This is a genomic window from Paenibacillus sp. SORGH_AS_0306, from assembly GCF_030819345.1.
Lineage (GTDB): Bacteria > Bacillota > Bacilli > Paenibacillales > Paenibacillaceae > Saccharibacillus > Saccharibacillus kyungheensis.
The window spans coordinates 3,237,984-3,256,774 of sequence record NZ_JAUTBP010000001.1 but is presented as its reverse complement, the minus strand read 5'-3'; the positions used below and the strand labels follow the sequence as shown (position 1 = coordinate 3,256,774).

At 39.4% G+C, this 18,791-nt stretch carries 16 protein-coding genes and 1 riboswitch; of the genes, 13 read left to right on the top strand and 3 right to left on the bottom strand.

The window, feature by feature from the left end; genetic code table 11:
• Positions 1-225: 225 nt before the first annotated feature.
• The gene (gene uraA / locus QE450_RS14085; protein WP_307299945.1) at positions 226-1,545 is read right to left on the bottom strand and encodes a uracil permease; all 1,320 of its coding nucleotides are present in this window, start codon (positions 1,543-1,545) and stop codon (positions 226-228) included.
• Positions 1,546-1,919: 374 nt separating this feature from the next.
• Here uraA and QE450_RS14080 point away from each other — a divergent pair, with 374 nt between their 5' ends.
• The 9 genes from QE450_RS14080 to QE450_RS14040 all read left to right on the top strand — a co-directional run bounded on the left by QE450_RS14080 (position 1,920) and on the right by QE450_RS14040 (position 13,915).
• Positions 1,920-4,094: a RelA/SpoT family protein gene (locus QE450_RS14080; protein WP_273613353.1), complete on the top strand. Its 2,175-nt coding sequence runs from the start codon at positions 1,920-1,922 to the stop codon at positions 4,092-4,094.
• Positions 4,095-4,188: 94 nt separating this feature from the next.
• A complete protein-coding gene (dtd, locus tag QE450_RS14075; protein WP_307299940.1) occupies positions 4,189-4,641 on the top strand; it encodes a D-aminoacyl-tRNA deacylase in 453 nt (150 codons plus the stop codon).
• A 220-nt stretch (positions 4,642-4,861) separates the two neighbouring features.
• Positions 4,862-5,368 (top strand): type 1 glutamine amidotransferase domain-containing protein, encoded by a 507-nt coding sequence (locus QE450_RS14070; RefSeq protein ID WP_273613351.1) that lies wholly within the window; start codon positions 4,862-4,864, stop codon positions 5,366-5,368.
• A gap of 84 nt (positions 5,369-5,452) precedes the next feature.
• Positions 5,453-5,899: a hypothetical protein gene (locus tag QE450_RS14065; RefSeq protein ID WP_273613350.1), complete on the top strand. Its 447-nt coding sequence runs from the start codon at positions 5,453-5,455 to the stop codon at positions 5,897-5,899.
• Positions 5,900-6,746: 847 nt separating this feature from the next.
• On the top strand, positions 6,747-7,991 hold the full coding sequence (gene hisS / locus QE450_RS14060; RefSeq protein WP_307299937.1) for a histidine--tRNA ligase: 1,245 nt from the start codon (positions 6,747-6,749) through the stop codon (positions 7,989-7,991).
• Between the two features lie 82 nt (positions 7,992-8,073).
• Positions 8,074-9,864, top strand: a complete 1,791-nt coding sequence (gene aspS / locus QE450_RS14055) for an aspartate--tRNA ligase (RefSeq protein WP_273613348.1) — start codon at positions 8,074-8,076, stop codon at positions 9,862-9,864.
• A gap of 66 nt (positions 9,865-9,930) precedes the next feature.
• The gene (locus QE450_RS14050; protein ID WP_273613347.1) at positions 9,931-10,686 is read left to right on the top strand and encodes a tRNA threonylcarbamoyladenosine dehydratase; all 756 of its coding nucleotides are present in this window, start codon (positions 9,931-9,933) and stop codon (positions 10,684-10,686) included.
• Positions 10,687-10,858: 172 nt separating this feature from the next.
• A complete protein-coding gene (locus tag QE450_RS14045; protein WP_307299929.1) occupies positions 10,859-11,269 on the top strand; it encodes an NUDIX hydrolase in 411 nt (136 codons plus the stop codon).
• 504 nt (positions 11,270-11,773) lie between these two features.
• Complete coding sequence (locus tag QE450_RS14040) at positions 11,774-13,915, top strand: HelD family protein (protein WP_307299926.1); 2,142 nt, start codon at positions 11,774-11,776, stop codon at positions 13,913-13,915.
• 110 nt (positions 13,916-14,025) lie between these two features.
• On the opposite strand, the gene QE450_RS14035 is transcribed toward QE450_RS14040, so the two are convergent.
• On the bottom strand, positions 14,026-14,319 hold the full coding sequence (locus QE450_RS14035; RefSeq protein WP_307299923.1) for a cupin domain-containing protein: 294 nt from the start codon (positions 14,317-14,319) through the stop codon (positions 14,026-14,028).
• A 153-nt stretch (positions 14,320-14,472) separates the two neighbouring features.
• Here QE450_RS14035 and QE450_RS14030 point away from each other — a divergent pair, with 153 nt between their 5' ends.
• From QE450_RS14030 to crcB (QE450_RS14020), 3 genes are all read left to right on the top strand, one after another.
• A complete protein-coding gene (locus QE450_RS14030) occupies positions 14,473-15,789 on the top strand; it encodes a replication-associated recombination protein A (protein ID WP_301262719.1) in 1,317 nt (438 codons plus the stop codon).
• Between the two features lie 45 nt (positions 15,790-15,834).
• Positions 15,835-15,897: riboswitch (Fluoride riboswitch) on the top strand.
• 68 nt (positions 15,898-15,965) lie between these two features.
• The gene (gene crcB / locus QE450_RS14025) at positions 15,966-16,358 is read left to right on the top strand and encodes a fluoride efflux transporter CrcB (protein ID WP_307299918.1); all 393 of its coding nucleotides are present in this window, start codon (positions 15,966-15,968) and stop codon (positions 16,356-16,358) included.
• Entirely contained in the window at positions 16,348-16,713 is a 366-nt protein-coding gene (crcB, locus tag QE450_RS14020) for a fluoride efflux transporter CrcB (protein WP_274172060.1), read from the top strand. Before crcB (QE450_RS14025) ends, crcB (QE450_RS14020) begins: the two co-directional genes overlap by 11 nt.
• A 172-nt stretch (positions 16,714-16,885) precedes the next feature.
• On the opposite strand, the gene mnmA is transcribed toward crcB (QE450_RS14020), so the two are convergent.
• A complete protein-coding gene (gene mnmA, locus QE450_RS14015; protein WP_307299913.1) occupies positions 16,886-18,010 on the bottom strand; it encodes a tRNA 2-thiouridine(34) synthase MnmA in 1,125 nt (374 codons plus the stop codon).
• A gap of 330 nt (positions 18,011-18,340) precedes the next feature.
• On the opposite strand from mnmA, the gene cymR reads away from it, so the two are divergent.
• On the top strand, positions 18,341-18,760 hold the full coding sequence (cymR, locus tag QE450_RS14010; protein WP_069329183.1) for a cysteine metabolism transcriptional regulator CymR: 420 nt from the start codon (positions 18,341-18,343) through the stop codon (positions 18,758-18,760).
• Positions 18,761-18,791: the final 31 nt, after the last annotated feature.

Genomic DNA, 18,791 nt, shown 5'->3' with positions numbered 1-18,791 from the left:
TTCAGCAACCATATATTTAGTATGGTATATGACTCGTATTATAAGAAAATGACTTGCTTGGGATGGTCATCATGACCTTAATATCTCGAACAGAAAATACAACGCTATTTTTAAAAAGAAACAAAGTATAGCATTCAATAAAAAAAGACTACCTTTGTACAATTATTTTGTACGCTAAAGGTAGTCTTTTTATTTTAAAGTAGTGAAGATGAATATATTAATCTATCAATCTGGATTTTTGGCTGGCAAAGATGGATCGTCTTTATCATTCGATAATCCGGTTACATGTAGCAAACGGAAAAACAAACTCAGTACAATACCTACAATCGTAGCAAGTGCCATGCCTTTTAACTCTACAGAGCCAAATTTCAAAGTCGCTCCGCTTAGACCTGTAATCAGTACCATAGTAGTAAGTAGCATGTTTTGCGCTTTGGAATAATCGACTTTTTGCTCGACTAGAATACGTAGACCAGACGCAGCAATAACTCCAAATAGCAGTAGAGAAACACCGCCCATAACCGGTTGAGGAATAGCAGAGATTGCTCCTGTAAATGTGCCTGAGAATGATAATACGATAGCAAATAACGCTGCACCTGCAATCACATAAATAGAGTACACTTTCGTCAACGCCATAACACCGATATTTTCACCATAAGTAGTATTCGGTGTAGAACCGACAAACCCGGATAAGATCGTAGAAATACCATTACCTAATAAGGAACGATGTAGCCCTGGATCTTTGGATAAATTTTTGCCAACGATATTACTGGTGACTAGCAAGTGACCTACATGTTCTACAATAACAACTAATGCCACTGGAATAATAGTCAAAATAACAGACCAGTTAAATGAAGGTGTCACAACCTGTGGTAATTGGATAAAGCTTGCTTCATGAATTTTGGTGGTATCGACTAATCCCATCGGAAAAGCGAGTCCATAACCAACAGCAATACCAATTAGAATATGTATGATTTTGGGAAATCCACGAAACGTTACTGCACCTAGCAGGGTAACTCCCAGTGTAATCAGCGATAACGTAATGACTTTCATATCAGGAGCCCATGTACTTGCATCTGTACCTGAAGGAGCTATAAATCCAGCCATTTGTGCAGCAACCGGAATCAGTTCAAGTCCGATCAAAGCCACAATAGCGCCCATCGCTGCTGGTGGGAATACAATATCTAACCAGCGTGTACCAGCATATTTTACAATAAGAGCGACTAGTGCAAAGATAACTCCTGTTATAATAAAAGCACCTAAAGCTAGAGAATATCCATTCTCATCAAATCCGTATTTGGTCAAAACAAGGGTAACTGGAGCGATAAAAGCAAAACTAGAACCGAGATAAGCCGGAATTTTGCCCCGACAGATCCAAATGTAAAGCAGGGTTCCTATACCATTCATCAATAAAATCATACCTGGATCAACATGGAATAGATTAGGAACAAGAACAGTACTTCCGAACATAGCAAAAAGATGCTGTAAGCTTAACAGCAATCCCTGAAATAAAGGCAGTTTCTCATTCACTTGAATTTCACGCTGCACGCTATTCACTCCTCTGTATCAAATGGCACTACTTCAATCATGAAACAACTGTCTGACTCACAACCAGAACGCATATCTTTAATAGCTTAATGAGTTTGGATGTTTTTTTCAATAACGTTTTTCAGAAAAGCTTGATAATCTTCATAAACCATTCATCCAGAATGGTTGACGCGGATACGTGCAAGAGGCATAATTATAGGAAATCCCCTTTTCGGAACCTGATGCCACACAGATATGGGCAGGTTCCATTTTGATATGTATTTTTGACAACTACTGAAAATTTTAAAAAAGATGTGAAAACAGGTGACATTCTTTGTTTTTTAAAGGAACTCACAATGTTTATTTATAAATAGAAAGGATACGACAACGATTCTATGGGCATAGAGCGATTACTTGAAAAGGCGTCCGCCTACATTAAAGAAAAGGATCTTCACCGCATACGGGAAGCCTATGAGTTTGCTGATCAAGCCCATCACGGCCAGGTGCGGAAGTCAGGAGAACCTTATATTTTGCATCCTTTGGCGGTTGCAGATATTGTTGTTGGTATGGAAATGGATACGATCTCCATTATCGCCGCACTTCTGCATGATGTTGTTGAAGATACCACCGTATCCCTTGATGAAATTCGTACCCGGTTTGGCGATAATTGTGCCATGCTGGTTGATGGTCTAACCAAGCTAGAACGAATTAAATTCCGCTCCAAAGAAGAACAACAAAATGAGAATTACCGTAAAATGTTTATCGCAATGGCGCAAGATATCCGCGTAATTGTAATCAAGCTAGCTGACCGCCTGCATAATATGCGTACGCTCAAATACCAATCCGAAGAAAGCCAACGTCGGATTGCATACGAAACGCTTGAAATTTTCTGTCCTGTTGCTCATCGTCTGGGTATTTCGGCGATTAAATGGGAAATGGAAGATATTGCACTTCGTTACTTGAATCCACAACAGTACTATCGTATTGCTAATTTGATGCACAAAAAACGTGCTGAACGTGAACAATATATCGATAATGTTATCGGTCGTATTAATGAAAAGCTATCAGAGATGGGTGTAGAAGCTGACCTTTCTGGTAGACCGAAACATATTTATAGTGTGTATCAAAAAATGACGATCAAAAATAAACAGTTTAATGAAATCTATGATCTGCTGGCGATCCGTATTATCGTAGATAATATTAAAGATTGTTATGCAACACTCGGTATTATTCATACTTTATGGAAGCCGATGCCTGGTCGGTTTAAAGATTATATCGCGATGCCTAAAACAAATATGTATCAGTCTTTGCATACTACGGTTGTAGGGCCAAATGGTGAACCTACAGAAGTACAGATTCGTACATGGGATATGCACCGAACCGCTGAATTTGGTATTGCGGCTCACTGGGCATACAAAGAAGGCACAACAGGTACAATCGAAAATAAAGTTCCTTTTTTCAAAGAAATTCTCGAATTACAGCATGAAGCGAAAGATGCTTCTGAATTTGTAGAATCCCTTAAAATGGACTTTTTCTCTGATCTAGTGTTTGTATTTACACCAAAAGGCGAGGTCATTGAATTACCAATCGGTTCAGTACCACTGGATTTTGCTTACCGTATTCATACCGAAGTGGGGAATCGAACGATTGGTGCTAAAGTCAACGGTCGTATTGTACCGCTCGATCACCGCTTAAAAACAGGCGATATTATTGAAATTTTGACTTCCAAACATTCATACGGCCCAAGTCAGGATTGGCTCAAAATTGCGCAGTCTTCTCATGCACGTAGCAAAATCAAGCAATGGTTCAAAAAAGAAAAACGTGAAGAGAATGTAGAAAAAGGTCGCGATGCATTAGAACGTGAAATTAAGCGCCTCAATCTGGAGCCTTCTGTCTGGTTAACCGATGATAAATTAGTCGAAGTCGGTAAAAAGTTTGCTTTTCATGATAGCGAAGATATGTTATCTGCTATAGGATTTGGCGGCATTACAGCAGCTCAAGTCTGTACACGTTTAACTGAAAAATTGCGTAAAGAACAAGAAGAATCCGCAATTATTGAACTGAGTGAACAGGTTAAAGAAGTCAAAACAGCACCGGAAGAAAAACGTCCACGTCCAACCAATGGTGTGAGCGTCAAAGGTATTGATAATCTATTAGTCCGTTTTGCTCGATGTTGTAATCCAGTTCCAGGTGATGATATTGTCGGTTATGTTACACGCGGACGGGGTGTGTCGATTCACCGTAGCGATTGTACGAATGTACCTGATGTCAGTGATAACAGTGAAGCAGCACGTATTATCGAAGTTGGCTGGGAAAATGCAGTCGAATCGAACTACAGTGTTGATATTGAAATTACCGGTCATGATCGCCGTGGATTGCTAAATGAAGTGTTGCAGACAGTAGCTGAAAATAAAACTAATATTTCAGCTGTGTCTGGACGTTCAGACAAAAATAAAATGGCAATGATTCATATGACGATTCTGATTCGTAATACCGATCATTTACAATCGGTTGTTGATAAAATTAAACGAATCCAAGATGTATATACCGTTCACCGGATTATGCAGTAAAACCAACACATGATGATCTAAATTGAAAAGAAGCTAATCTCCTTTACTGGAATGTTTAGCTTCTTTTCTACATAGAAAGGCAGGATTTGAATTTATGAGAGTAGTCGTTCAACGTTGCAAACATGCTTCTGTCACTGTAAATGAAGAAATTGTCGGGCAGATTGGTAAAGGATTAATGGTGTTAGTCGGTGTTACTCATACAGATACGATCGAAGATGCGAAGTATCTTGCAGGCAAAGTAGCAGGCATTCGTATTTTTGAAGATGAGCAAGGTAAAATGAATCTAGGTCTACAGGATATCGGTGGTGAAGTATTATCGGTATCCCAGTTTACGCTATATGGAGATTGCCGCAAAGGAAAGCGCCCGGGGTTCAGTGATGCTGCACGTCCTGAAGTCGCTACGCCTATCTATGAAGCGTTTAACGAGGCTTTGCGCAGTCTAGGAGTAGGTGTAGAAACAGGAATATTTGGCGCAGATATGGATGTATCTCTGACCAATTGGGGACCAGTAACATTGATTATTGATAGCCCTGCTGCTAAAAATTAATACGTTGATATGTAGATGATCGTGATCAAAAATATAATATTAACAAGATGAAAAGGGCAATCTTTGAGACAAAAGATTGTCCTTTTTGTTATTTATTTATCAATTCAAGAGCTGATTGTGGTAGAAGAACAGGAGAACAGGGTAATAAGAAAGCGAGAACAATTACAGTACTATACTGTATTGATTAACTAGATAGCAACACGAAAGGAGAACAATTCCCATGAGTAAAGTAGCATTCTTATTAGCAGACCAATTTGAAGATTCCGAAATGCAGGTACCTTATGACGAGCTAAAAAAAGCAGGTCATGATGCAGATATCATCGGTCTCCAAAAAGGAGAAACGGTGAAAGGTAAAAACGGTAAAGAGGAATACACGATCGAAAAAGCAATCAGTGAAGTTAATGCTGCGGATTATGATGCAGTTGTAATCCCTGGTGGTTCTTCACCTGAAGGCTTGCGTTTGGATCAAGACATTTTGAAATTTGTTACTGAAGTAAATACAGCGAAAAAACCAATCGCAGCGATTTGCCACGGTCCACAAATTCTGGCAAGTGCTAATTTGCTTAAAGGACGTACGATCACTTCATTCCCTCCATTAAAAGACGATATGGTCAATGCAGGAGCAACGTTTGAAGATGGTGAAGCGATTGTAGATGGTAATTTTATTACTTCTCGTACGCCAAAAGACGAGCCTGCGTTTGTACGTGAAATATTAAAAGCATTGTAAGTGTAACGCACCACGAAAAGATTTCTTTTTCTTAAATAGTATGTCTGTAATACGTATTTAAAATACAGCAAGGAGGTAATGACAATGACTAAACATATTCAAGCTTATTTTCAAACAGAAGATCAAGCAGAGGGTGCTAGAACAGCTCTGCAAACGTTCAATGTAAAACAACTTGAGGTGGGACGATTGCCACACCAAATTAGTCAAAGTGGTAAAGTATTAGTACCACTCGTTCCGATTGCTACAAATACAGGCGGTGCTGTAGGTACAGCAGGAGCTCCATCTGGAGCAGGTCCAGGCGGTATTGTTGCTCCAACGGCTATCATTGAAAATCGTGAAGATCGTCTTGAGGGTGAAGATTCTCCTCGTAGCGACAGTGACAATGATGCAGCATACAGTGCAAGCAATGCGACAGAAAAAGACTATGATGATCTTAAATATGTATTATCTGCTTCTGTGATGGAAGCCGATGTAGAGCATGTGGTACAAGCATTACGTACAAATAATGCATTTGTAGAAGTGTTAGATTAATTGTTATTTTAGTAACAAATAGATGAAATAGTCGGTGTTACAAGTGGAGCTTATCCATTTGTAACACCTTTTTTATTGATTTTTATGATAAAAGTTTACCTATTGTAATGAAACTGTAATATAGGAAACATCTTCTCTTAACAATCACCATCTATAATGTACCTATGACCCCCTTTTTAACATACTATGTTGGCCTACAGCCCGTTGCTGTAGGTTATTTTTTTGTCTATAGCGATATAGTGTACTTGCACAGTATATTTTTATTAAGTGAAAGTGTTGACTTTAGTGCAGTGGTTCATTACAATCGTTAAATATAACATGATTCTGACTATGAGCTTTGCAAATGTCATAGTAGATGAAAGTTGGAACGATTGAATATAAGATTATGTTGATTAAAGTAATCTTTAAATATACGAATTTGTAGACGGGAAAAGTAACTTAGACCGATACAGTATCGATGATCGATAAAGAGAGGAATTCCGTGGCTGGAAGAATTCCCTGTGTCCCTTTGTGAAAAGACCTCCCCGAGAACATGATGTGAAAGATAGAAAAGTGAGATAGGAGCTGTAAATTCATATTTGCAGTATTAACTATTCCTTTTGGAATCCAAGTAACCTCATGCGTAGTCAGCGGGCGTTAACCGCTAATGAAGCGAGTGCAATGGTTGTACTCTAGATCAGACAGTTATCGTTTGAGATAGAAGATTGCATTCGAAATGTGGGTGGTACCACGGGTGAATGGAATAATCCAATCCCTCGTCCCTGTTTATAATAAACAGAGGCGTGGGATTTTTTTGTGTCATTTATGAACAGGATAAAGAATCACTTGAATCAAGGAGGAATCAGTCATGGCTTTTCAAAAACCAACAGGTACGCAAGATTTTTTACCAGGTAAAGTAGAAAAATGGCAGTATATCGAACAACAAGCACGCGATCTATGTAGACGATATAACTATCGTGAGATCCGTACTCCATTATTCGAATCTACAGAATTGTTCCAACGTGGTGTAGGGGAAACAACCGATGTGGTACAAAAAGAAATGTATACGTTTGAAGATAAAGGTGGCAGAAGTATGACGCTACGTCCTGAAGGGACAGCTGGCGTTGTACGTGCTTACGCTGAAAATAAATTGTATGGCGAGCCTGATGTCAGCAAATTATATTATATGGGACCTATGTTCCGTTATGAGCGTCCACAAGCAGGGCGTTATCGTCAATTTCACCAGTTCGGTATCGAAGCTTTTGGTTCTGTTGATCCAGCGATTGATGCAGAAGTGATTGCACTAGGTTTAGAATTTTTTAGAGAATTAGGATTAAAAGGAGTTACGGTTGAAGTGAACTCTGTAGGTACAGCAGAGACACGTGCCAACTATAACGAGACATTACTTGGATTTTTGCGCCCGATGCGCGACACATTGTGTAAAGATTGTCAGACTCGGATGGAACGTAACCCGATGCGTGTATTAGATTGCAAAATCGATCATGACAAATTTGTAGATGCACCTTCGATTTTAGATAGTCTGGATGAAGAAAGTACTATTTATTTTGCTAAAGTCAAAGAGTATTTGGAAATTATGGATGTAGAGTATACGATCAACCCTCGTCTTGTACGTGGCTTGGATTACTACGCACACACTGCTTTTGAATACAAAGCGCAAGGAATCGGTGCTATTGATACAGTTGGTGGCGGTGGACGTTATACCAAATTAGTATCAGAAGTCGGCGGACCGGATCAACCGGGTATCGGCTTTGGTATCGGAATGGAACGTCTGCAATTGTTACTGGAAGATCAAGAAGTAGAAGTTCCAGGTGTTCAACCACTTGATGTATATTTGCTTGCCTTAGGGGAAGCAGCAGAAGTTGAAGTGGTCAAACAATTATTCAAATTACGTAAACTAGGTTTCTCCGCAGAACGCGATTATCTAGGACGTAAAATGAAAGCTCAAATGAAATCAGCTGATCGCTTCAAAGCCCGCTATACAGCGATCTTGGGTGATGATGAATTGTTACGTGGCGAAATTGCATTGAAACGTATGGATACTGGTGAACAGCAAACTGTCAAAATGGACGAGTTAGCAGATCACTTGAAATAAATAGCTATATCTGATTAAGCAACCCTGTATCACTGCAATAGCGAAAAACGATCAACTCAATTTAAAGGAGAATGAATAACTTATGTTAAGGACTCATAACTGTGGACAATTAACAACTGCCAACATTGGCGAAACGATTACGTTGAACGGCTGGGTACAGACTCGTCGTGACTTAGGTGGCGTACTATTTATCGATCTACGTGACCGTACAGGGATTGTACAAGTTGTATTCAACCCTGCATACTCTGGCGATGCTTTACAAGTCGCAGATCGTGTTCGTAGCGAATATGTATTAGCCGTTAAAGGTGAAGTGGTACTACGTGATGATGAGACAATTAACAAAAACTTGCCTACAGGTGAAATCGAAGTACGTATTACCGAAATTGAAGTATTGAATGCAGCCAAAACGCCTCCATTCTTTATTGAAGATGGTATTGAAGTCGACGAATCAGTTCGTTTGAAATATCGTTACTTGGACTTGCGTCGCCCTGAAATGCAAAAAACATTGATGTTGCGTTCCAAAGCAGCTAAAGTTTTCCGCGACTTCTTGGATGGCGAAGGTTTTATTGATGTAGAAACACCAATTTTGACGAAGAGTTCACCAGAAGGTGCACGTGATTATCTTGTACCAAGTCGTGTTCATGCAGGCGAATTTTTCGCATTGCCACAATCACCACAGATTTTCAAACAATTATTGATGGTGAGTGGACTTGAACGTTACTACCAGATCGCTCGTTGTTTCCGTGATGAAGATTTGCGTTCAGACCGTCAGCCTGAATTTACACAGGTTGATATCGAGACTTCGTTCTTAACTCAAGACAACTTGCTTGATATGATGGAACAATTAATGGTGAAATTATTTAAAGAAACCGTGAATGTAGATATTCCTACACCATTCCAACGCATTACACATGCAGATGCAATGGACAAATACGGTTCAGATAAACCAGATCTTCGCTTTGGCTTAGAATTGGTCAATGTAAGTGATATTGTAGCAGCTAGTGGTGTTAAAGTATTTGCTTCTGTGATTGAAAAGGGTGGAGAAGTGAAATGCTTAAACGCTAAAGGCTGTGGCACATGGACTCGTAAAGAAATCGATAGCTTAGAGCCGTATGCAGCACGTTATGGCGCTAAAGGTCTAGCTTGGATTCAAGTCAAAGAAGGCGAGCTTAAAGGACCTATCGTTAAGTTCTTCAATGAGCAAGAATTAGAGCAAATCAAAACAGCTGTAGGCGCAGAAGATGGCGACTTATTGTTATTCTCAGCTGACACCAAAAAAGTAGTTGCAGATGTATTGGGCGCTTTACGTCTGAAAATTGGACGCGATCTAGGTCTAATCGATGACAAAGCATTCAAATTTGTATGGGTTGTAGACTTCCCATTACTTGGTTACGATGAAGATGCAAAACGTTATGTAGCAGAACACCATCCGTTCACACGTCCTCGTGAAGAAGATGTACATTTATTCGATACCGATCCAGGTCAAATTCGTGCTCAAGCTTACGATATCGTATTAAATGGTTACGAAGTAGGCGGCGGTTCGATGCGTATCTACAAACGTGATGTACAAGAAAAAATGTTCGCAGCGTTGGGTCTTCCAGAAGAAGAATCTCGTGATAAATTCGGTTACTTGATGGATGCATTCGAATACGGAACACCTCCACACGGCGGTATTGCTTTCGGATTTGACCGTCTAGTGATGTTGCTTGCAGGACGTACGAACTTGCGTGAAACGATCGCATTCCCGAAAACAGCCAATGCTACTGACTTATTGATGGATGCACCGTCTCAAGTTGACGTTTCTCAATTACAACAATTGCATATCAAGCTTGCTAAAAAACCAGGCGACGATAAAAAACAAGAAAACAACTAAACTCGTTTGTAACAAATAATGATTATAGTTGCAGTTTCTCATTTATAAAGAAAGGAGTGAACATCGATGTTAAATCAATTCTCACGTACAGAACTTGCTTTCGGTTCAGAAGGTATGGAAGTGATGAAAAACAGTACCGTTGCCGTTCTTGGGATCGGTGGAGTCGGTTCAATCGCTGTCGAAGCTCTAGCACGTACAGGGGTTGGACGCATTATTTTGATCGATAAAGATACAGTCGATATCACTAATATCAATCGTCAAATTCATGCGCTAACGACTACTGTTGGACAAAAGAAAGCTGATCTTATGGTTGATCGTGTGAAATTGATCAATCCAGAATGTGAAGCAATAGCACTTAACATGTTTTATACCGAAGAAACGTATGAAGAATTATTTAAATATGATCTTGATTATGTCATTGATGCGTCTGATACGATTATTTACAAAATCCATTTGATTAAACAATGCTTGGAACGCAATATTCCAGTGATTTCGAGCATGGGTGCTGCTAATAAGATGGACCCTAGTCAATTTCAGGTCGCAGATATTTCACAAACTAAAATGGACCCGATTGCACGCATTGTCCGTACCAAATTGCGTCAAGAAGGAATCAAAAAAGGCGTGAAAGTAGTCTTTTCTACCGAAAAACCGATGAAACCACGTCAGGATATTACCGATAAAATTGTACCTGAAAATGCACCAGAGATTCGCAAAGCTAAACAACCACCAGCAAGTAACGCTTTCGTTCCTCCTGTAGCAGGACTAATTATGGTCAGTGTCACTGTTCGTGAACTGCTCGAAAAAAATGGTATCGAACTTTAATACACATTTCTAAATAATTTTCCCCAATAAAGAGCATGTTATCTTTTAACAGATACATGCTCTTTTCTTGTAGTTCTTTTTAAGAATGATCGACATTAGCCATTGGTAACTGATATAAAAAAGTAATATTTTAAATTCCTGCATCTGAAAGAAAGAGAGTGAGGAAAATAACATGCAAAGAGTAGATGTAGTCTATGCTCTTATTTATGATAAAGATCAAGAGCAACTATTGATGGTAAATAATAAAGGATCGGGTTGGTCACTTCCTGGCGGTGCTGTAGAAATCGGTGAAACATTAGAACAAGCTGTTGTCCGAGAAGTGCAAGAGGAGACAGGATTAACGATTATAGTTGAACATGTGCTAGCAATAAATGAAGCGTTCTTTCAGGAAAAAGACCAGCACGCTTTATTTATAACCTTTAAAGCAAATATTTTATACGGAGCATGTGAAATTAAACATCCAGAAGAAATATCAGAACTGAAATGGGTCGATTTGCAAACAGCCAATACACTCATGCCTTATCATTCAAATGGAATTAAAAAACTACTTCAGTCATACTGTACATATACATTTCAGTCTTAATTTTCTAAAGTATTTGTTCAATCATAAGTATTAAAACTGTTTATTTAATAATCTTTTATTGAAGGCATTCAACTCTTTTTTTAAATAATCAGAATACCAACGTAGCGTAAGAAATGGCATTGTTCTGAAAGTCGCCTTTGAAGTGGAATCCCGACTGCTATGCAGTCTAATCAAGGGATTACATTTCACCAGCGACGGCAAGAACAAAGCCTTTTCTGAAGCGGATGATGCATAAAACAAGCATTTAAAAACAACTCACTCCATAGATGTCCTTCAAAAAAGAACTAGTTTTTTCAAAATGCTTGTGGTATATTAAAAATCCTTTGTTAATGGCAAAACTATAAACATAAGCGCAGACTGACCTGAAAATAGTACACATGACACCATATTCGCTTTGCAAAAAGTGATCATGAGAAGTGTACCTTTTACTGTTACGTCTGCGTTTTGTTTTTTTGCGTGTTTAACAAAGAGATCATAAGTAGATTTCTTAGGAGGTAACTGAAATTGGAGGACAACTTTCAAAGTGCCTATCAAGAAGAGCAAGACAAGTTGCAACAAACAGTTGTTGAGATTGATGAACAACTAGAGCGTTTAAGCCAGATTCCTGTCTATACGGGGCATGATTTTACCGAACAGATTTTGGAATCCGGTCGTGAACAGCAACGTCAATCTCTTTCGAAAAGCGCACAAGCACCATATTTTGGTCGTCTGGATTTTGCAGAAGGAGAAGAAGGAACACGCCAACCTCTGTATATTGGTAAGATCGGTGTTGGCAAGTCTGAGGTAGAGGATCAGCCGTTAGTAATTGATTGGCGAGCACCTGTAGCAAGTTTGTTTTACTCATTTACAGGTGGAGAAGAAGCAGCAGTGTATGAAGCGCCAGAAGGATTGATTCAAGGATTGGTCTATCTCAAGCGCAATATTGTTATTCATCAACGCATGTTAGAACGTCTAGCAGATACGTATGATCGTGAAAGTACAGAGCCCGCAGTCACCGATGAATTTCTAGTGTACCGTCTGGGCGAAAACAAAGATAACAAACTACGCGATATTGTATCTACGATTCAAGCCGAGCAAGATCGGATTATCCGCGCTGCTAAAAATACAGCACTGGTCATTCAAGGCGTCGCAGGTAGTGGAAAAACAACGGTTGCTTTGCACCGATTAGCTTTTTTACTGTATCAATATCAAGAGCAAGTATCTGCCGATAAAATGATTATTTTTGCACCCAACCATATGTTTTTAGATTATATTTCGGAAGTGTTGCCAGAACTGGGTGTAGGCGATATTCAGCAGAGTACATTTAGTGATTGGGCACAACAGATTCTGGAAAGTGATATTCGTCTGGTACCTCAATCAGAGACGTATGAATACTGGTTTGAAAATACAGATCGTCCGGCTGTTACAGATCACACTCCTTCACGTTACAAAGGATCACTTGCTTTTATGCAGTTGATTCGTGAGTATGTGAACGTATTGGAACAGACGGCTGTACCTGAACTTGATTTCAATCCGTGGGATGAGGCTGTTTTGTCACAGCAAGAGATACTGGAATGGTTCAATAACGAATACAAACACTATCCGTTAGCGAAGCGCAAAGAACGGGTGATGGCACGTGTTCATCGCTGGATAGAAATGCAGCTTAAAGTAGCACCTTCAGAAGCAATTCGCAAAGAACGCAAGAAAAAAGCAGCTCAACGAGAAAAAGCATACTTAAATAAATGGCCTAAATACGAGCCATTATCATTATATAAACAGTTATTTAAAGCGATCAAAAGTGGTAACCATGCTGAAGCACTTCAATCGATCTGGGAACAGATCCCGGCAGACGTGCTAAAACAGGTATCTACTGAATTAAAAAAAGATCGTATTCGTGAAGATGATCTGCCTGCTCTAGTCTATATCCATACGTTACTTCATGAGATGGAAGCAGAACATCGATTTGACCATGTGGTTATGGATGAAGCACAAGACTTTTCTCCTTTTCATGTCGCTTTGCTTGATCTTTATGTACGTGGTAGTTCATTTACGATATTAGGTGATCTATCGCAAGGGATTCATGCTTATCGCGGAGTACATCAATGGGAAGAGATCAGTGATTTATTTACTCCAGAACAGACTGATTATTTCCCGCTGACTCGAAGTTATCGTTCGACGATGGAAATTATCGAATTTGCAAATATCATTTTGGAAAAAGGTGTACAAAATGGAATTACAGCTGTGCCTGTATTCCGTAGTGGCGATCCTGTGCGGATGATTCCTTGTTCAACAGATACACGTCTGGAGACAATCCGCACGAACTGGCAACAATTGCAGACCAAAGATTACCGGACTACAGCCATTTTGACACGAACATTACATGAAGCTATTGAATTACATCAACAACTAACCGAGCAAGGGATAGAGATTCATTTAATTGATGGAGGTAAAGCCGCTTATCAAGGTGGGCATTCGATTTTACCTGTATATTTATCCAAAGGGTTAGAATTTGATGCTGTTATTGTCAGTGATGTGGATACCGACCATTATCGAAATGATGCATGGGATGCCAAGTTATTATATGTAGGTTGTACGCGTGCATTGCATGAATTATGGATTATGCGCGGACAGCAGATCCCTGAGTATATTACGAGCGATACAGAATAAAAAGAATACAGAAAAAGAGAGTTCTCTGTACAGTTGATCTGTAGAAGAACTCTCTTTTCTGCTTTTTGTGCAAAATAATGTTAAAATAAAGAGACGGGCTTTAGTATGATTTAAGATTTGATAACTAAAATCGATGTATCTTCAAGTGCTTTAAGTGAATGGTATTCATCCGGTTCCATCACTAACACTTCATTAGCAGATAGTGTGATTTCTTGATCGGACACGGTAAATACAACCTTTCCACTTTTGACAATAATGAATACTTGCTTAGGGCTTTTATGAGTAGAAATTTCTTGCGCTGCACTTAATTGTAGATGAACGATTTGACGGGCTTCGGTATTGTAGATCGAAGTTATTTTTTTGTCTTGCTGGGGTATGACTGTATCTAATGAAATAGTTTGCATAATATAGGTCTCCTTTGGGTTAATAAAATAAAGCAATAATGTGATCGATGTGGATCTGCTTTTAATATATACCGGAATGATCATGATATAGGTGATTACAGTCACTATAAATGTGACAGTACAAATGATGGATTATAGATAGGATGTGAACGTATGGACTTATTTTCGTATGATGGTGGTCAGGATGCTGGATCGAATAGTATGGGTGTACTTGCTGACCGGATGCGTCCACAGTCACTCGATGAATATATAGGGCAAGAACAGATTGTAGGTCAAGGTAAATTGTTACGTCGTGCGATTGAAGCCGATCAAGTATCGTCTATTTTGCTATATGGGCCACCGGGTTGTGGTAAGACCACATTAGCTCATATTATTTCCAAGCATACGCAAGCTGAATTTGTACGATTGAATGCCGTTGAAGCGACAGTTAAAGAAGTTCGTGAAGTGATCGAGCGTGCACAGACGAATAAGTCGCTATATGGAACGAAAACGATTCTTTTTTTAGATGAGGTACATCGTTTTAATAGTTCTCGTCAGGATGCTCTATTACCAGCAGTAGAAAAAGGAACGATTATTTTTATTGGAGCAACTACCGAGAATCCTTTTCACTATGTGAATGGCGCATTGATGAGCCGATCGACTTTATTTCAATTAGAACCACTGAATCAAGAGCATTCCATGATTGCGATGAAACGTGCATTAAGCGATGCTGAACGTGGACTTGGATTTATGCAATTACAGGTGGATGAAGAAGCACTACAACATATTGCTTCGATGGCAAATGGAGATATTCGGCGTGCTCTTAATGCATTAGAACTTGCCGCTGTGACTACTCCTCCAGATGCAGAAGGCAATATTCATGTGACTCTAGAGGTGGCGGAAGAATCGATTCGTCGTCCGATTGTCCGAGCAGATGAATCGACTCAATATGATGTGTTGTCTGCTTTTCACAAAAGTATACGGGGTTCCAGTGATGCCGCTTTATTTTGGTTCTTGTATGCAGTTGAAAAGTTAGGGATGGACCCGATGACATTTCTAAGACGCTTAATCGCCGCTAGTAGTGAAGATATCGGTCTGGCTAATCCACAAGCGATGATTCAGTCGTTAGGGGCGCTAGATGCATATCGTACGAACGGTTGGCCTGAAGCGAAGCTAAATATTGCGCAAGCGATTTTGTTTGCTGTAGAAAGTCCGAAGTCTAATGCAGTCTATACAGCGATCTCCAGCGCTATGTCAGCGATAGATGAGATCAAGTCTGCTGAAGTTCCACTGCATTTACGGGATACTCATTACAAAGGGGCTGCTCAGTTAGGGCATGAAGGATACAAGTATCCTCATAACTTCCCGAATCATTTTGTCAAACAAGAATATCTGCCAAAAGGGCTGTCTCGTAAAGTGTTTTATCAAGCGACAGAGCAAGGCAATGAATCGAAAATCAAGCTAAATCAAGAGCGCCGTAGAGGATTGTAATATGCCAATCTTTACAAACCAATAGTCATACGTTATATTAAAATCAACTAAATCGGCGATGGAGTTCGCCATTGACTGCTGGTTTCAGCTAATGACTCCTACTTGTGCAATCACAGGATCACTGTGTGTTGTTCGAGTAGGAGTTATTTTTATGGACAGGGAAGGGGATTATGAATATGTATTATGTCTGGGTAGCTCTATTTGGCGTATTAGGAGCATTATGTCGTTATCTAACAGGAGTGTGGATTGTCAGCCCTGGCTTTCCGCTAGCGACATTGATTATTAATATTGTTGGATGTTTTCTATTAGCTATCGTGATGAAGTACTTAGCGGAACTTCCTTATATCTCCAAAACGATTATTACAGCATTAGGTACAGGATTTGTAGGTTCATTTACTACCTTTTCAACATTCAGTCTGGAAAGTATCCAACTGATCGAAAAACACTGGTATGGCACAGCAGCCCTTTATATTGGAGCCAGTCTTATAGGTGGATTGTTATCTTCACGCTTCGGATTCTATGTTAGTGAACAGTGGATGAACAGAAGGAGGAACCGTCATGCTCATTAATATGCTGTTGGTATCGGTAGGAGCTGTATTTGGCGTTCTGGCTCGCTTATTGTTATCCAATTGGATGAAAACGAAGTGGCCGATGCAATTTCCTTTAGCGACATTATGTATTAATGTTAGCGGTTCTTTTTTGCTAGGATTATTATTCGCTTCAGGGTTGAATAGTCACTTTCAATTGTTAATTGGAACTGGTTTTATGGGTAGTTATACTACTTTCTCAACATTCAAATTAGAAAATATTGAATTACATCTCAAGCAAAAGTATCGTCTGTTTTGGAGTTATATTGGTGCTTCATATATATTGGGGATCGGCTGTGCAGGGCTTGGATTATGGGTTGGAAATACGTATTTCTAATCATCTCAAAAATCTAAAATACCCAATCAAAAAAGAGTTACCGATGACAACCATCAGTAACTCTTTTTTGTAATACTTATTTATGGTCATGTTTATCAAATATTGTTACTCTTGAACCTGTACTATTGCATAAAATACTACCGGTATCTTGAGCCGGTACTATACAGAGCGATTATACTACTGCTTCGTAAGCTACTTTTTCCACGACATCAATTGTACCGCCACCAAGACAAAGTTCACCATCATAAAAAACAACAGCTTGTCCTGGAGTGATAGCTTTTTGTGGCTCATCGAACTGTACATGGACATTACCGTCTGCTTGCCATGTTAATGTAACTGCTTGATCCGGTTGGCGATAACGGAATTTGGCTACACAATGCAGTGTAGTACCTGGTGCATGCTCTGAACCATCAATCCAGTTCATTACAGATGCTACAAGACCAGTAGAGTATAGACTTGGATGTTGATCACCTTGTACAACATACAAAATATTTTGTTCTAAATCTTTGTCAGCGACAAACCATGGATTACCATTTCCTGAACCGCCAATACCCAATCCTTGACGTTGTCCAAGCGTATAATACATCAATCCATCATGATCACCTTTTACTTCACCTGTTGCAATATCAACCATTTTGCCAGATTTGGCAGGCAAATATCCACTTAAAAATTCGCGGAAATTACGTTCACCGATAAAGCATACGCCTGTGCTATCTTTTTTCTTCGCTGTATATAGACCTGCTTCTTCTGCAATACGACGAACTTCAGGTTTTGGTAAATGACCGATCGGGAACATCGTTTTGGATAATTGTTTTTGATTCAATGCATTTAAGAAATACGTTTGATCTTTGCCGTTATCGATACCACGTAGTAATTGGAACACGCCGTCTTTTTCAACGACACGTGCATAATGACCTGTAGCTACATAATCAGCACCTAGATCCATCGCTTTATTCAAAAATTCACCAAACTTGATCTCACGGTTACACATCACGTCTGGATTCGGTGTACGTCCACGTTTGTATTCATCTAAGAAATACGTGAATACTTTATCGAAATATTCTTTTTCAAAATTGACGGTATAGTAAGGAATCCCGATCTGTTCACAGACCCGGCGTACATCTTCTGAATCTTCTTCTGCTGTGCAATGACCGAACTCATCGGTATCATCCCAGTTTTTCATAAAAATTCCGATTACATCATAACCTTGTTGTTTGAGTAACAACGCCGTTACTGAGGAATCGACTCCGCCGGACATACCGACAACGACACGAGTGTCTGCTTTTGCTTTTTCCATTTGTACTCACCACTTTATATAAGATGAGATGATTCTATTATTTGCGAAATGATTAATAGGAAGTGCACAATAATAAGAATTCATCTGTAAAAGGTATATCTAACCGACAGCAATAATTCATTGTACCATTTTCTTGTAACATAACGTTGTAAAAGGCACGAATAATTTCCCATAAAGCCTGTATATATGTTACGATAGGTAACAAGAATGATCGGAATACAGTGAATTATCGGAATTTTACGATACGTGCAACTATTAATAATAATTGAGGTTGTTCAATAAATCAACGATTTATCATTGTTTTTGCCAAATTTAAGTGAGGTGCCCTATATGAAGATATCAACTAAAGGACGTTACGGTCTAACGATTATGATGGAATTGTCTTCCCGTTTTGGTGAAGGCCCGACATCACTCAAAAGTATCGCTGAAAAAAATCAACTTTCTGAACATTATTTGGAGCAATTGATCGCTCCACTTCGTAATGCCGGATTAGTAAAAAGTATCCGTGGTGCGTATGGCGGTTATATTTTGTCTCGTGAACCGGAAACGATCACAGCAGGTGAAGTGATCCGCGTACTTGAAGGTCCAATCTCAGTGGTTGATTTTACCGATGAAGATGTAGCAGCGAAGCGTCATTTATGGATGCAGATTCGTGACGCAATCGCACAAGTGATTGATTCAACGACGCTCAAAGACTTGATCACGTATCGTGAGCAAGGTCAAGAAGACAATTATATGTTTTATATCTAAATTCGATGTAGACCACAAGACGGAGGGGAAC

Excerpts from the sequence above, each read along its gene's own strand:
- QE450_RS14080 (WP_273613353.1), top strand. The coding sequence starts at position 1,920 with ATGGGCATAGAGCGATTACTTGAAAAGGCGTCCGCCTACATTAAAGAA.
- dtd (WP_307299940.1), top strand. The coding sequence starts at position 4,189 with ATGAGAGTAGTCGTTCAACGTTGCAAACATGCTTCTGTCACTGTAAAT.
- QE450_RS14070 (WP_273613351.1), top strand. The coding sequence starts at position 4,862 with ATGAGTAAAGTAGCATTCTTATTAGCAGACCAATTTGAAGATTCCGAA.
- QE450_RS14065 (WP_273613350.1), top strand. The coding sequence starts at position 5,453 with ATGACTAAACATATTCAAGCTTATTTTCAAACAGAAGATCAAGCAGAG.
- hisS (WP_307299937.1), top strand. The coding sequence starts at position 6,747 with ATGGCTTTTCAAAAACCAACAGGTACGCAAGATTTTTTACCAGGTAAA.
- aspS (WP_273613348.1), top strand. The coding sequence starts at position 8,074 with ATGTTAAGGACTCATAACTGTGGACAATTAACAACTGCCAACATTGGC.
- QE450_RS14050 (WP_273613347.1), top strand. The coding sequence starts at position 9,931 with ATGTTAAATCAATTCTCACGTACAGAACTTGCTTTCGGTTCAGAAGGT.
- QE450_RS14045 (WP_307299929.1), top strand. The coding sequence starts at position 10,859 with ATGCAAAGAGTAGATGTAGTCTATGCTCTTATTTATGATAAAGATCAA.
- QE450_RS14035 (WP_307299923.1), bottom strand. The coding sequence starts at position 14,319 with ATGCAAACTATTTCATTAGATACAGTCATACCCCAGCAAGACAAAAAA.
- QE450_RS14030 (WP_301262719.1), top strand. The coding sequence starts at position 14,473 with ATGGACTTATTTTCGTATGATGGTGGTCAGGATGCTGGATCGAATAGT.
- crcB (WP_307299918.1), top strand. The coding sequence starts at position 15,966 with ATGTATTATGTCTGGGTAGCTCTATTTGGCGTATTAGGAGCATTATGT.
- crcB (WP_274172060.1), top strand. The coding sequence starts at position 16,348 with ATGCTCATTAATATGCTGTTGGTATCGGTAGGAGCTGTATTTGGCGTT.
- mnmA (WP_307299913.1), bottom strand. The coding sequence starts at position 18,010 with ATGGAAAAAGCAAAAGCAGACACTCGTGTCGTTGTCGGTATGTCCGGC.
- cymR (WP_069329183.1), top strand. The coding sequence starts at position 18,341 with ATGAAGATATCAACTAAAGGACGTTACGGTCTAACGATTATGATGGAA.